At 50.8% G+C, this 13984-nt stretch carries 12 protein-coding genes; 3 read left to right on the forward strand and 9 right to left on the reverse strand.

What is annotated here, in order from left to right; all coding sequences use genetic code 11:
- Positions 1-124 precede the first annotated feature (124 nt).
- On the forward strand, positions 125-889 hold the full coding sequence (locus tag ACE41H_RS03070; RefSeq protein ID WP_375353309.1) for an SDR family oxidoreductase: 765 nt from the start codon (positions 125-127) through the stop codon (positions 887-889).
- Positions 890-953: 64 nt separating this feature from the next.
- Here ACE41H_RS03070 and ACE41H_RS03075 read toward each other — a convergent pair whose 3' ends face one another.
- The gene (locus ACE41H_RS03075; protein ID WP_375353311.1) at positions 954-1763 is read right to left on the reverse strand and encodes a YheC/YheD family protein; all 810 of its coding nucleotides are present in this window, start codon (positions 1761-1763) and stop codon (positions 954-956) included.
- Between the two features lie 60 nt (positions 1764-1823).
- Positions 1824-2507, reverse strand: coding sequence for a succinylglutamate desuccinylase/aspartoacylase family protein (locus tag ACE41H_RS03080; protein WP_375353313.1), 684 nt, complete (start codon positions 2505-2507; stop codon positions 1824-1826).
- A gap of 190 nt (positions 2508-2697) precedes the next feature.
- Between ACE41H_RS03080 and hcp the strand changes: the two genes are divergently transcribed.
- Positions 2698-4383 (forward strand): hydroxylamine reductase, encoded by a 1686-nt coding sequence (gene hcp, locus ACE41H_RS03085; RefSeq protein WP_375353315.1) that lies wholly within the window; start codon positions 2698-2700, stop codon positions 4381-4383.
- 154 nt (positions 4384-4537) lie between these two features.
- Here the strand turns inward: hcp and ACE41H_RS03090 are convergent, their stop codons facing one another.
- Entirely contained in the window at positions 4538-5179 is a 642-nt protein-coding gene (locus ACE41H_RS03090; protein ID WP_375353317.1) for a TetR/AcrR family transcriptional regulator, read from the reverse strand.
- A gap of 206 nt (positions 5180-5385) precedes the next feature.
- On the opposite strand from ACE41H_RS03090, the gene ACE41H_RS03095 reads away from it, so the two are divergent.
- Positions 5386-6948 carry an FAD-dependent monooxygenase gene (locus ACE41H_RS03095; protein WP_375353318.1) on the forward strand — a complete coding sequence of 521 codons (1563 nt, stop codon included), beginning with the start codon at positions 5386-5388 and terminating at the stop codon, positions 6946-6948.
- Positions 6949-7193: 245 nt separating this feature from the next.
- Here the strand turns inward: ACE41H_RS03095 and ACE41H_RS03100 are convergent, their stop codons facing one another.
- The 6 genes from ACE41H_RS03100 to ACE41H_RS03125 all read right to left on the reverse strand — a co-directional run bounded on the left by ACE41H_RS03100 (position 7194) and on the right by ACE41H_RS03125 (position 13855).
- On the reverse strand, positions 7194-7319 hold the full coding sequence (locus ACE41H_RS03100) for a hypothetical protein (protein ID WP_375353319.1): 126 nt from the start codon (positions 7317-7319) through the stop codon (positions 7194-7196).
- Between the two features lie 133 nt (positions 7320-7452).
- On the reverse strand, positions 7453-8898 hold the full coding sequence (gene hemG / locus ACE41H_RS03105) for a protoporphyrinogen oxidase (RefSeq protein WP_375353320.1): 1446 nt from the start codon (positions 8896-8898) through the stop codon (positions 7453-7455).
- Positions 8882-10009 carry a TIGR04053 family radical SAM/SPASM domain-containing protein gene (locus ACE41H_RS03110; RefSeq protein ID WP_375353321.1) on the reverse strand — a complete coding sequence of 376 codons (1128 nt, stop codon included), beginning with the start codon at positions 10007-10009 and terminating at the stop codon, positions 8882-8884. Before ACE41H_RS03110 ends, hemG begins: the two co-directional genes overlap by 17 nt.
- 29 nt (positions 10010-10038) lie before the next feature.
- Complete coding sequence (locus tag ACE41H_RS03115; protein WP_375353323.1) at positions 10039-10752, reverse strand: YwiC-like family protein; 714 nt, start codon at positions 10750-10752, stop codon at positions 10039-10041.
- 331 nt (positions 10753-11083) lie between these two features.
- Positions 11084-12100, reverse strand: a complete 1017-nt coding sequence (gene moaA / locus ACE41H_RS03120; RefSeq protein ID WP_375353324.1) for a GTP 3',8-cyclase MoaA — start codon at positions 12098-12100, stop codon at positions 11084-11086.
- A gap of 237 nt (positions 12101-12337) precedes the next feature.
- Positions 12338-13855: a nitrate/nitrite transporter gene (locus ACE41H_RS03125; RefSeq protein WP_375353325.1), complete on the reverse strand. Its 1518-nt coding sequence runs from the start codon at positions 13853-13855 to the stop codon at positions 12338-12340.
- Between the last annotated feature and the right edge of the window lie 129 nt (positions 13856-13984).

Consider the following 13984-nt stretch of genomic DNA (forward strand, 5'->3'; position numbering starts at 1 on the left):
CCTTATGTCTCAACTCCAAAATAGAAAAGCAAGATTACGAAATCATCAATTAGACCGCAACATCCCGTAATTCGAAATATGGTAAAACTGGCTTGCAAGAAAAAACTCACCAGGAGATGATGAAATGAATAAACTGAGAAATAAAGTTGCGTTAGTAACGGGAGCAAGCCGCGGCATCGGCAGGTCTATCGCCCGCAGGCTTGGGGAGGAAGGAGCGGTCGTTGCCGTACACTACTTCTCCAATCAAGCTGATGCTAAAGAAACGGTAGCAGAAATTGAGCGCAGCGGCGGCTCCGGCTTCACCGTTCAAGCAGATCTTGGCTCGACTGAAGGAATACATGTGCTGTATTCTGAACTGGACCGGGAGCTTTCGGAGCGATTCGGCAATAACAGCATGGATATTCTCGTAAATAATGCGGGAATGGCTCATGTTGCTGCCATTGAAGATACAGAGGAGCATGCATTCGATCAGTTGATGGCATTAAATGTGAAAACACCGTTTTTCATCATTCAAGAGGCCTTGTCCCGCCTTCGGAATGAAGGACGCATTATCCAGCTTTCATCTGCGGTTGCGCGAATATCTTTACCCATGATTCCGGCGTATAGCATGACCAAGGGGGCTATCAACACCTTAACGCTCTCGCTTGCCAATCAGCTCGGCCCACGTGGCATAACCATCAATGCCATTGCACCCGGATACGTGGCTACCGACATGAACGCAGGCATGCTGCAGGACCCGGATGGCCGCAAGGCCGGTGCCGATTTTTCAATTTTCGGGCGCTGGGGTGAACCGGAGGATATCGCGGATATCGCTGCTTTTCTCGCATCCCCGGACAGCCGTTGGATCACCGGACAGATCATCGACGCCAGCGGCGGATCACATCTTTAACCACATCAAATAACCACAAGACAAAGCAAAAAACCAACCTGGAAATGTCCAAGTTGGTCTTTTTCTACTGTTTTCTAGTTTTCTTACGAAATCTGCTGCTGCTTATCAAGCCGTGGAACCTTTTAAGGAAAATAACCCGCTGAAACATCTTTTTATCTTTTAGCTGATCGAAAATATAAGCATCCGGGCGTGTGTTCACCTCAATAATCCAGGGCTTCAGGGACGAGTCCAGCCCGAAATCGATTCCGATTTCCATAAACTTCGGATAGCTTTTATGAAATTCGGTTGCAATCCGGAAACCAAGGTCTTTTAAAGATTGGATATATTTAGTGTTCTTGTCTTCACTTAAATAGGAACGAAGAAGGGCTTCCAGCGGCATCGGTGTCCCGCCGTTATGGAAATTGGTTACGGCTTTTTTGGGATGAGCCAGTCTGCCGATGTAAGCAGTGACCTCCCATTGTTTCTTTTCATTTTTTTGCACCATAATACGGAGATCGAAGATAAGTCCTTTATAGGTGAGCAGATCAATGCCTTTTTGTACAATATGCTCACCTTTGTACTTCGTTTGTTCCAAGGATGTGAACATCTCCTTATATGTTGCAAAGCTTCGCGGGCTGGTTCCGGCATGATAAGCGAATTTGGTGTTGTTATGTTTGACAACTTTAATAACTCCATTTCCGCTTGTGCCTTTAACTGGCTTTACGTAGACCACTTTGTGCTTGTTTAACATTTGCAGCAAAGCATCGTAAGAATACAAACTCGTATCAGGAACATATTTACGGAGAGTTGGGTTCTTAAGCAAAAATTTGGTTTTTGACCATTTGCTTCCTAAAGTAGCAAGCTGCTGTCGTGCATTGTTTTCTTGAGCAGGCAATGCCTAATCACCTCTTCTGATTGATTTCCCCTTAGGGATGCTCTGATGCTTGTTATCGGATCACCTGTCTATTAAACGGGCTTCTTCAAGAAGATAGTGAATAATCCGGCTTTGATAATCAATTCTTTTCGTAAGCGGCAGGCTCCAGCAGGTCTCTACGGTAATGGCTTTGGCATGAAGCAGCCGGCTTGCCGCCGTACGGCCTGATCCTTCTTTTTGCTTGAGACGGACTGTAAAATGCTTGGCGGAATCGGGAATGCTGCCGTTCATTTTGCTTACGATTCTTCTGACTGCAGGTATGGCTTTGCTGCCGGGATTGGTGATAAGTGTCTGGCCTAAGCGTTTGGGATTTACGCTGGAAAGACCGTTAGCTTCATGAAGGTCGATATACCAATCAGGGCGCAATTTCTCGGCCAGCTCAAACAGATCCTTAGACAATGGATGTCCCGCTGTATTCCCGGAGCTCTTGGGAAAGGTTCTATTTAAATCAGGCTTGCCGCGGGTACGCTTTTTGTAAGCAGCCATATTGAATATGGGGACAAGAATCAACTTTCCTCTGCTGATGACGAAATCTCCTTGCCGGAATTTTTTCAGCCATTGCTCAGCGGCGCGGATACTGGCAACTTCATTGCCGTGAACCCCGGCAGTGAGGAACACGGTCGGACCTGGATTCTTGCCCTTGATCATGCTGTATGAAGTTTTATACCTGGTATGTGACGCGAGCATCTGTTCACTGATTTTCATAGGGAATCACCTCCCGTACCAGATAAAGTATCATACGGTCAAGCTTGTTTAAGGGACACGGACAAACTATCCAGAGAATTTGCGGAATCATGACAAGTTTGAAAAGTTGTGATTCGAATCACAAGGTCTCATTTTTCCATGGGTTATGCTTCCTGTATCTCATCCAATCTGATCCGGGAGGTATTTACTTATGAATAAAAATGAAACGGACCGCTTAATCAACCAGCCGTCCATGTTTTGTTTCCAGTGCCAGGAGGCTTCCAAGGGCACTGGCTGCACTGTGGCCGGGGTCTGCGGCAAGCCGCATGATGTGGCCAATCTGCAGGATTTGCTTGTCTACCTGCTGAAAGGAATCTCCTTTCTCAGCCTGGATGTACGGCTTCCTGAGGAGTTGGATCACAGTGTCTCCCTGTTTATCACGGATTCCTTATTTGCCACAATTACGAACGCGAACTTCGACCGGGCTGTCTTTGTAAACAAAATTCGGGAAGCGCTGTTTCTCCGGCAAGAGGTGCTTACATACCGGAATGAGCAGTTTCCGGATGCAGCCGCAGTTCTCCCTGACGCAGCCGTATGGCAAGCCGATAGCGAGCAGGCTTTTGATGCCAAAGCCCGCCAGGTTGGTGTCCTTTCCACATCCAATGAAGACATCCGCTCTCTGCGCGAGCTTCTGACTTATGGTTTGAAAGGTATGGCCGCCTACACTTATCATGCCTGGCAGCTGAATTACACAGACAATGAAGTTGACCTGTTCATGCGCCGGGCGCTGGCTGCGACACTTGACGACACCCTTGAAGCAGCCGATCTGATCAGCTTGAACATGGAAGCGGGCAAATTTGGCGTGAAGGTCATGGCCCTGCTCGATGAAGCTAACACCAGCACCTATGGCCAGCCAGAAATAACAAAGGTGAATATTGGAGTGCAAAATCGCCCGGGTATCCTGATTAGCGGGCATGATTTGAAGGACATGGAAGAATTGCTGAAACAAACCGAAGGCACGGGTGTTGACGTATACACCCACAGCGAGATGCTTCCCGCCCACTACTATCCTGCTTTCAAGAAATATGATCATTTCGTCGGCAATTATGGAAACGCCTGGTGGAAGCAGAACGCAGAATTCGAAGCCTTCAACGGTCCAATTCTGATGACGACCAACTGTATTGTTCCGCCTAGAAAAAGCTATATCGACCGTATTTATACGACAGGCAACACCGGATATCCGGGAGTTCACCATATCCCTGAAGGTGAGAATGGACAGTCTAAAGACTTCTCTGCTTTAATTGAGCAGGCCAAACGCTGTCTGCCTCCAACAGAGCTTGAGACGGGGGAAATCATCGGCGGTTTCGCACATGAGGCCGTTATGAGCGTAGCCGACCAGGTGGTGGAAGCGGTCAAAACCGGAGCCATAAAAAGATTTTTTGTCATGGCAGGCTGCGACGGCCGCATGAAATCACGCAGCTATTATACCGATTTTGCCGAGCAACTCCCACGCGATACCGTCATTTTGACGGCAGGCTGCGCCAAATATAAGTACAACAAGCTTGACCTTGGTGAAATTGGCGGCATCCCCCGTGTACTGGACGCCGGCCAATGCAATGACTCTTATTCACTCGCTGTGATCGCCCTGAAGCTGAAAGAGGTTTTCGGGCTCGACGATATTAACGACCTGCCGATCTCCTATAACATTGCCTGGTATGAACAGAAGGCGGTTATCGTTCTGCTTGCCCTGCTGCATCTTGGCGTGAAAAATATTCATCTCGGCCCTACACTGCCCGCTTTCCTGTCCCCCAACGTCGCCAAGGTTTTGGTGGAAAACTTCGGCATTGGCGGCATAACAAACGTAGAGGATGACATGAAAATGTTCCTTGGCGCATGAAAAAATCCCCTCTGGACTGCAGTGCTGATTTATCACTGTCGTCCAAGAGGGGATTTTTATGATGTTCCCATGTCATAGGCTGAGGCATGGGAAGGAGCATAGGTTACGGCCCTAGGCCGAATAAGAAGGAAATGACTTTCATGGATTGGCAGGGTCATTCCCGGTGCTCCGGCGCATAGGCGCGGAGGAAAGCACGAACCCCTTCGATAATGAGCCACTGGCTCCGGGCAACTTCCTCTCGGCGTTCCTGTCCCGGATAACTCAGAACCAACAAAAAAGTCAAAGCAGCGAAATGTTTCGCGGCAAGCTCGGCATCCGGCACCTTCAACCATCCGCACTGCCCGAATTCGGCCAAGCGCCTGGCGAGCGCTTCCTCAGGCATCCGGTCCATTTGTTCATACATCGAATCCGGCAAGTGCTCTGCTTCCATCGTCACGAGCCGTAGAAGTGCAGCATAATCGGCCGACCCGACGGTTGACGTCATAATTTGCTCGCAGAACGCGATAAGCGCTTGCTCAAGGTCAGAGACTTCCTGAAGCTTGTCTTCGATGGCCTGTTCGATCGAGGCCACAATCGCTTGCCCCGTCTCCTCAACGACGGCGAGCAGCAAGGCCCGTTTATCGCCGAAATAATCGTAGACCGTCCGCTTGGACACGTTCGCCTGCGCCGCCACTGCGTCGACGCTTGAGCGGTTGAATCCTTCCGTCAGGAACAAATGACGCGCTGCCTCAAGAATGTCGGCGCGTTTTCGGATGGTGCTTTCGCGCCGTGGCTTGTTCGTCAAATTGGCTGTCATGACCTTTACCCCCCGGACTATAGTTTCCAAAAGATCTCGGCTATATATAAAGTAATTCACTACACTACACGGTAAAGTATAAAATGTATTTCGTTTCGTATCAACTCCGTAATGAAGGAAGGCAGGGATGGATTTTTTTCCACTTTACTTACTACACTGCACGGTGTAGTATAGTAATCAATCAAATATATAAGGAGGCATACATCATGAATTTCACTTTGCCAACCATTGATGTTCTTATTATCGGAGCCGGTCCAACGGGACTTACACTGGCCTGCGATCTGGCCCGCTATGGCATCTCTCATCGCATCATCGAGCGTTCCAGTTCCTTTAATACAGCATCCAAGGCAAAAGCCATCCAACCCCGTGCTCTCGAAGTCTTGGACGATCTGGGGGTCGTGGACAGCATCGTTCGGAAAGGGGTCGTTGATCTTCCGGTTCGGTACTACAACGCGGATGGCTCGTTCGTCGACAAGTCAAGCATCACGGTCGCCGCAAACGCAAATCTCCGGTCACCTTACCCTGATCCGCTCTGGATTGCCCAATTTGATGTGGAAGCATCACTGCGTGAACAGTATGCCCGGTTCGGCGGCCAAGTAGAACTTGGAACTACAGCCGTTGATCTGAGCCAAGATGAGGATGGTGTCACCGTGACCGTAGAAACGCCGGAAGGAATCCGGCAAATCCGAACACGCTATGCCGTCGGCGCGGACGGCGGCAAGAGCCACGTTCGCAAGCTCTTGAACTTGTCACTTGTCGGGGAAACCTATGAAAATAAACGCTGGTACTTGGGAGACATCCGCTTGGAAGGGCTGGATCGAGACCGCATTCACATCTGGGTTTCGAAGGAAGGCATGTTTGGTCTTACCCCCCTTCCGAATAGCGATCTCTTTCAGTTGCAAGCCACGATTTCGGAAGAGATCGAAGAGCCGGAGCAGCCGTCACTTGAGCTTTATCAAGCTATGCTTGACCGCCGGGCCGGAGCGGGACGAGTCCGAGTTACTGATGCCTCTTGGTTGTCCATCTACCGGGTCAACGTGCGCATGGTCGAACATTACCGCAAAGGACGGGTTTTCCTTGCCGGCGATGCGGCCCATGTGCATTCGCCAGCAGGCGGTCAAGGCATGAATACAGGGATGCAGGACTCTTACAACCTGGGGTGGAAGCTGGCAGCCGTGCTGCGCGGTGCGGATGCGGCGTTGCTCGATACGTATGACGAGGAGCGCCGCCCCGTCGCCCGTGCTGTGCTGGAGGACAGCACCGCGAAGATAGGCGCTGTGATGGGCAACGATACAGACACGGGGAAACTGTCGAAATCGCTGAGCACGATTTCCGATGATTTGACAACCGGACTTCTTGTCTCCTATCGGTTCAGCTCTCTCTCACGAGCTGCAACCGATTCCCCTGAAAAGGGTCCCCTGCCCGGAGATCGGGCGCCTGACGCAAACGGCCTTCAAGGAAGGACCTTTGAAGGAAGCGTCTTTGATTTGCTGCGCGGGCCGCACTGGACTCTTCTCGCCTTTGTCGACGGTAGTAAGTCGCTGCCGGATATCGACAACAGTCAACTTCATGTTCACCGAATCGTACGAACGCAGCTACAGGACGCGGACGCCATCGTCGATCACGAGGGGAACGCGCACCGCGCCTACGCTGCGGAAAATAACGAGCTTGTATTGATTCGGCCGGACGGATACGTAGCGATGCGCGCTTCGATTGAAGATACCAAATCGCTCTTGGACTACTTGCTTCCCCTTCTGTCTAAAGGCTGATGTATAATGCCCTGACGACAATCCGACCCTAACGGTCAGATTGTTGCCTTGAAAGACACGAACTGGAATTGATCCAATTTCTACAAAAAAAGGACCTCAAATCTCCACTATCCAGTGGAATTTGAGGTCCTCTCGTGTTGTAAATCGGGACGTTCCCATGTTATGCGAATACTTTTGGACAGCCTTATCTCATGCTGTTTTTTTCAGCGTCAATATCCCTTCGTAAAACTTATAATAACGGATGCTCATGCTTGGCCTTCAAAATAGACCAGCGGCACACGCTTGTTCTTGTCTTCCGGGTTGTACGTAATGTTCGTCTCCCCGCGCCGCTTCTGTTCAAAGAAAGCTTCTACCGTACCCGACAGCGTCACCGGCCCGTTCTGGAACAGATTATGAATGAAGCTCTGTTTATGAGAATTATAGGGAAATTGGTTGGCTTTCTATACAGATGCTGCTTGTAATTTAAAGTTTAACGATACTGCTTTTCGAACAATGTGATTGTGCTCACAATCCATCTTTTTTCCGAATTCGTTCAACAGCGGCAAGCAATCGTTCCGCCGCTTCTTTCCCCTGTCGTATGCAATCCGGAACTCCCACGCCCCCGTAACCTGCCCCGCACAGCTGTACCTCAGGCAAATGGCGTGCAAGTTGCTCTCTCAGCAGCCTCATCTGCTCCATATGGCCGACCGGGTATTGCGGCATTGCACGATTGCAGCGGGAAATTTCAACCAGCTCAGGCTCGGCCGCAATGCCCTGCAGGTCTTTCAGGTCTTTACGGGCGGCTCCCGCCAGTTCTTCGTCAGACCAACGGACCCAATCCTCCGCGCCGGCCCGCCCGATATAGGTCCGCAGCAGGGTAAGACCTTCGGGGGCGACATGAGCCCATTTGGCGGAGGACCAGGTGCAGGCGGTGATCCTTTTGCCTTCCTTGCGCGGAACCAGGAAGCCTGACGCGGCAAAGGCATGATTCACATCTTCATTTCGGTAGGCCAGTCCGATATTGGCCACGGAGACATAGTTGATTTTATCCAGCCAGCCGACATCCGCCGCACCGGCAAATATTTTGGCAGCCGCAAAAGCCGGTACCGCGCAGACCACTCCATCGGCACCCAGCGTTTCTCCATTTTCCAGGTGAATTCGATATTCATCTTCCTTACAAACTTTGACCACAGTCTGACCCATGATAAAACGCACAGAGTCGAGCCTTTTCTCCAATCGATCGATCACAGCAGACATTCCATTTTTATAGGATAGGAACATGCTCTTTTTGGCAATCTCCGGCAGTCCCTGCAGCGATGAAGACTTTTGCCCGCCTCCTAGAGCCATGCCTTTAATCAGACTGCGGTGTCTCTGCTCCATCTGCCTGAACTGCGGAAAGGTTGACAGCAGACTTAAGTAGCGGGTGTCACCCGCATAGATGCCGGAAAGCAGCGGCTCCGTAATCTGCTCCAATACTTCTTTTCCCAGCCGCCGTTCGATAAAGTCGCCAAGCGACTCATCCTCACTGCCTTTTCTTGCAGGCAGGATCAGGTCCAGGGCCGCTCTTGCTTTGCCCAAGGGAGAGATAAGCCCTGTACGGATGAAAGAGCTCATCCTGGTCGGAATACCCAGAATAAACCCCATCGGCATCGGGTGCAGCTTGCCGTTATGCAGAATACAAGCTGTTTTGGCGCTTGCACGGGTTGAGACCAGATCCGCCTCCATTCCAAGCTCCGCCGTCAGCTCCAGGACGGAAGTCTTGCGTGCCAGAAAAGCGTCCGGCCCTTTTTCGATCATGAAACCGTCCCTGTAAACCGTATGCAGCTTGCCACCAAGTCTGTCGTTTTGTTCAACAAGCGTGATTTCCAGCGGAACTCCTTTTTCCCCTGCCAGCTTCTGCAGATAAAACGCTGCGCTTAACCCCGTGATTCCTCCACCAAGCACAACGATCCGTTTAACAGCCCTTTGCATTCTGCTGTTCTCCTTTCCAGACTTGCGGGACGTACGCACAGTAAGGGTCGCTTTCCAAGCAGTCTCCTGTCAGTGCAAAAGCCCTTGCCCTGGAGCCGCCGCAGATCATTTTGAATTCGCAAACTCCGCATTTTCCTTTGAGCAATGATTTGTCCCGCAGCTGCTGCATGACGGCAGAGCCGCGGTAAATATCCGCCAGCGATTTCTCCCGTATATTTCCGCAGGCGAGCGGCAGAAAGCCGCTGGGATATACCTCGCCCGTATGGCTGATAAACACAAACCCGTCGCCGTCATTAACACCTTTCGGAGCACGTCCCAACGCATCCGTCGTCCTGCGGACTCCCGCAGTGGCTTTATTCTCCTCACCATCGTGCTTCTTACGCTGCTCTTGCAATATAACCCGCCGATAATGGGGGGCTTCCGTCGCTTTGATTCCGAAGGGCATCCGCTGCTGCAGCTTGTACAGCCATCTCATGACCTCTTCGTGCTGTGCCGGGGAAATCATGTCTTTCTCCATGGCACGGCCGGTGGGCACCAGAAAAAACACACTCCACAGCACAGCCTGCATTTCCTCGACTCTCTCGGCAATTTGCACAAGATCATGCAGATTATATTTTGAAACCGTCGTATTGATTTGAATGGGAATGCCCGCCTCCCGCAAATAACCGATGCCACGCATCGTCATTGCAAAGGAACCGTGAGTGCCACGAAAATGATCATGGATATCCGCGCATGAACCATCCAGACTGAATGCCCAACGGGACAAGCCCGCTTCCTTTGCCTTCCCGACTGCGGCGTGTGTCACTTTGGGGGTGGCACTTGGTGTCATGGACAGCGACAGCTTTTTCTCTGCAATGGCATACCTGGCCAGCTCAAACAGGTCGGGACGCATTAACGGATCTCCGCCTGTGAAGACACAGAGTGGATGATTCAATTCAGCAATCTGGTCCAGCAGCCTCTTGCCCTCCTCAAATGTAAGCTGGCGGGGATCGGGCTTGTGCTGGGCCTCCGCCCGGCAGTGCAGGCATTTTAAGGCACACGCCCGCGTGACCTCCCAGATCACGATAAACGGGTCTTTATGATAATCCCGTACAGACCCTGAAGCGATCATGCAAATCTCCTCCTATGGAGTCCGAATTTTCAAACAAATAAAATCAGGAAGGAACCATACAGGACAGCCGCAAACACCATCTCCGCAATTCCGGTCGGCTTTGCCTTCAACCCCTGGCCAGGAAGCAAAATGGCCCGTAATAGTAAAATGAGGAAGGGAATAAACAGCAGCGGCTTGATCGAGGCTGCTGCCAACATAATCACCAGATGATAAACCACAGAAGCGTAGTAGTAACGTGAATTGTTTTTTTCCCTGAGCACGGTTTTGACATACAGCGCTGTTCCGGCAAAATAGAGCACCAGCAGCACAAACAATTCGTTCACTGTGCGCCACTCCGTTCCGCCCCCAAGATAGACGACAGGATATATAAAGGAGCAAAAAAGCAATATGGCGGCAAAGTCATTCAATAAGGCGCGTTCCTTTTTGATTTTGGCATAGTACATATTCAGGGCAAAAAAAGGCAGCAGCAGAACCCCATACCAGATGATTCGGGGCTCATGCCAGATAAGAAAGATCAGCAAAGGCAGCGATATGGCCCCATATAGTACAGTTGGCTTGCAATATCGCTCCCCTTTACCTGTTTTAATCCACTGCAGCGCGGGGAAAGTGAATAAATAAAGCACCAGCCAGCAGACAAACAGCGGGATGTGAATGCCGTGCGGTCCACTGAATGCCAGCCCCGTCAAAAACGGAAGAATGAGCATGACCCATGCGCCATGCTGATTGGGGATGTACCTGTTCATACCATGAATCTCCTTTCACTTCGCCGATCTTTTTTCAGGCAAGCTGCTCACTTTAAGCCTCTATAATTGTGCAGATTTTCACGTGATTTTGCAGTATTAAGTACGAGTTCAAAAAGTCAGGTTTTCAGCACCGAGAAGATTGAATGAAGCTAGGGACTGAGGAGCGGAGCGTACGTAGGGTACGTGAGCACCGGAAGGCCCGGCTGAATTCAAGATTCGATGTCGAGTCCGCTTCCTGATTTCCTTCGTGATCAAAAGATGACTTTTGGAACAACCTCTTATAATCCCTTGCGTGTCATGACGTTGACAGCTCCATGTCTGCAGCCAGCGGTTATCCGCCAATATAGGACATGCCGATTTTGTTTCTGTTTGTGGCCGTTTGCTCCGTTCTTTCGTCGGAATAACGGTCTGCCCTCCGTTCCCACACCTCAACAATCGCATTGAGAATATGTGTGTCATCCGCACCGGACCGCAGCAGCTTGCGCAGATCAAAACCTTCGCCTGCAAAAAGGCATGTATAGAGCTTTCCGTCGGAAGACAGGCGGGCCCGGGTGCAGGATGAGCAAAAGGATTCGCTTACCGAGGTGATAAATCCTATCTCTGCAGAGCTATCCTTGTAGCGATAACGCTGGGCTACCTCTCCGAAATAACTTTGTTCCACAGGCTCCAGTTCATAAGCCTTCCGCAGAAGCTCCAATATTTCCTGTTTGGTTACCACGCTGGCATAGCTCCAGCCGTTCCCGTTCCCCGCATCCATAAACTCAATAAAACGGAGCGTAACACCCCGTTCCTTGAAATAATCTGCCATGGGTAAAATCTCGCTGTCATTTACGCCTTTTTGTACGACCATGTTGACTTTGACCGTAAAACCAATCTTCCTGGCATACTCGATCTGCTCCAGAATGTGTGCGGGGCCAATCCCTCTCCCGTTCATCCGGCCGAAAATCCCGGGGTCCAGGGCGTCGAGACTGATGTTCAGGCGGCGCAGCCCGGCCTCATAAAGAGGCTGCGCCTGCTGCCCAAGCAGCGAGCCGTTGGTGGTTAAACCGATGTCCTCTACACCTTCAATGGACCGGATTCTGTTTATAAATCCGGGAAGGCCGGGCCGCAGCAAGGGCTCTCCCCCGGTTAGCCGGATTTTCTCCACCCCAAGGGAAACAAAGAACCTGATCAGCCGTTCCATCTCCTCAAACGATAACAGCTCACACTTGGGCAAAAATGCAAAGTCATGACCATACACTTCCTTCGGCATACAGTAGGTGCAGCGGAAATTGCAGCGGTCCGTTACCGACAGGCGCAAATCGCGCATCGGCCGCAGCAGACTGTCTTTCAGCGGGTGGGATCTCATGCGGCCACCTTCCTTCTTAATAGAGGTAGTTCAAAAAGTCATCTTTTGATCACGAAGGAAGTCAGGAAGCGGACTCGACATCGAATCTTGAATTCAGCCGGGCCTTCCGGGGCTCACGTACCCCAAGTACGCTCCGCTCCTCAGTCCCTATCTTCATCCAATTCAAGCGTTTTGAAAAAACGCACTTCGGAAGCGTAGGCTTCGGTGCTGAAAACCTGACTTTTTGAACACGTACTTTTATGAATGAATTTCTTTTCCCTTCCGATGCTGCTCGGTGATGTCGCTGAACGTGCCTACATAACGGATATCCTCGCCAGCCTCGTCCTTCACCGCACTGATATTCAACCACTGCAAGTACTCCTCGCCGTTTTTGCGGCGGTTCCAGATGCCTCCTTGCCACATGCCATGATGTTTGATCGCCTTCCACATTTCACCGTAAAATGCTTCTGGCTGTCGGCCGGATTTCAGAATGTTCGGATTTTTGCCAATCACCTCTTCTTCCTTGTAGCCGGTAAGCCTGGAAAAAGCGGGATTGACCGCCTTGATGGTTCCCGCCACATCCGTCACCAGAATACCCTGTCCGGTCGATGCAAACACCTCAGCCGAGAGTGCCAGACGATCCTGAAAGTAGAGCCATACAACGATCACCAGACTGGCCAAAGCCACCTGAGACAGCAGCATAAAACCGATGGAATATTGGCCTGTAAGCGAATGAATGGCTGACAGCATCAGCGGCGGAAAGAAACCGCCCAGTCCACCCATCATGGACACAATTCCGTTCACGATGCCGGCCTGCTTGTTGAAATAAAAAGGCACCAGCTTGAAAATGACTCCGTTGCCGATTCCCGCACAAACCGCAATGGCGAGACTGCCTGCTGTATACAGCCCGATGGAAGGCGAGAAGGCAAGGAGAATGGCAGCCAATGTATAGGTGGCAAATGTGCCGATCAGCAGGAATAAAGGCTGAAAGCGGTCCGCCAGCCAGCCGCCGACCGGGCGCATAAAGGTAGCCAGAGCAATAAAACCGGCGGTGCGCATCCCGGCATCGACTTTGTCCAGCCCGAAATTCGACACCAGAAAGTTCGGCAGGTAGACGGTAAATGCGACAAACGAGCCGAACGTTATAAAGTAAAACAAGGAGAAAAACCACATTTTTTCATTTTTATAAACACCTTTAAGCTGTTCGATAATCGGCGTTTTGACTTTCGTTTCATGCCGGTCTCCGAAGATCAGATTTAATACGATAAATATGAGCAAAAGAATGAGATACAGCTTCACCGCCGCCGTCCAGCCAATCTGTGTTGCCACAATCGGAGCCGAGAATGTGGTGATGGCCGTTCCTATGTTGCCCATGCCATAAATGCCGTTGATGAAGCCGAGCTTTTCCTTCGGGTAATACTTTGGCAGTGAGGTAACCCCTACCGAGAACACCGCCCCGCCTATGCCAAGGAATAGTCCGCCAATGATCAGATCGGCGTACGAAGACGCTTCGCTTATGTAATAGACGGGAAAAAGAAGCAGAATGAAGCTGACCAGGAAAATGATTCTCGCCCCAAATATATTGGCGTAATAGCCGAGCGGGATTCGCAGTACCGATCCGAGCACAACGGGGATGGCGGTGACCATCGCGAGCCTGTCGGCAGGAATGCCGATGTCCTCTTTAATGTAGGGCATAAGGGATGAAATGATGACCCATACCATGAACCCGACAACGAGGTTTAAGGATTGCAGGGGCAACTGCAGCTTTTTAACCATTGAACTCACCTTTTCGTTATTTGTATTTGCTGAGCATTGTGGTCCTCAGTTTCTGTCCCTATTGTAGCTGGCGGAGAAAGCACCATATATAAGGGAGTTCCCTTTGCAAATTTGGGAAAACCCTAAAAC

This window comes from Paenibacillus enshidis, from assembly GCF_042136365.1.
GTDB classification, from domain to species: domain Bacteria; phylum Bacillota; class Bacilli; order Paenibacillales; family Paenibacillaceae; genus Paenibacillus; species Paenibacillus enshidis.

Bases quoted from the DNA above. Each gene is read 5' to 3' on its own strand.
- moaA (WP_375353324.1), bottom strand. From the start codon at position 12,100: ATGAGATCCCACCCGCTGAAAGACAGTCTGCTGCGGCCGATGCGCGAT.
- ACE41H_RS03080 (WP_375353313.1), bottom strand. From the start codon at position 2,507: ATGAAAATCAGTGAACAGATGCTCGCGTCACATACCAGGTATAAAACT.
- ACE41H_RS03110 (WP_375353321.1), bottom strand. From the start codon at position 10,009: ATGATCGCTTCAGGGTCTGTACGGGATTATCATAAAGACCCGTTTATC.
- ACE41H_RS03115 (WP_375353323.1), bottom strand. From the start codon at position 10,752: ATGAACAGGTACATCCCCAATCAGCATGGCGCATGGGTCATGCTCATT.
- hcp (WP_375353315.1), top strand. From the start codon at position 2,698: ATGAATAAAAATGAAACGGACCGCTTAATCAACCAGCCGTCCATGTTT.
- hemG (WP_375353320.1), bottom strand. From the start codon at position 8,898: ATGCAAAGGGCTGTTAAACGGATCGTTGTGCTTGGTGGAGGAATCACG.
- ACE41H_RS03090 (WP_375353317.1), bottom strand. From the start codon at position 5,179: ATGACAGCCAATTTGACGAACAAGCCACGGCGCGAAAGCACCATCCGA.
- ACE41H_RS03125 (WP_375353325.1), bottom strand. From the start codon at position 13,855: ATGGTTAAAAAGCTGCAGTTGCCCCTGCAATCCTTAAACCTCGTTGTC.
- ACE41H_RS03070 (WP_375353309.1), top strand. From the start codon at position 125: ATGAATAAACTGAGAAATAAAGTTGCGTTAGTAACGGGAGCAAGCCGC.
- ACE41H_RS03095 (WP_375353318.1), top strand. From the start codon at position 5,386: ATGAATTTCACTTTGCCAACCATTGATGTTCTTATTATCGGAGCCGGT.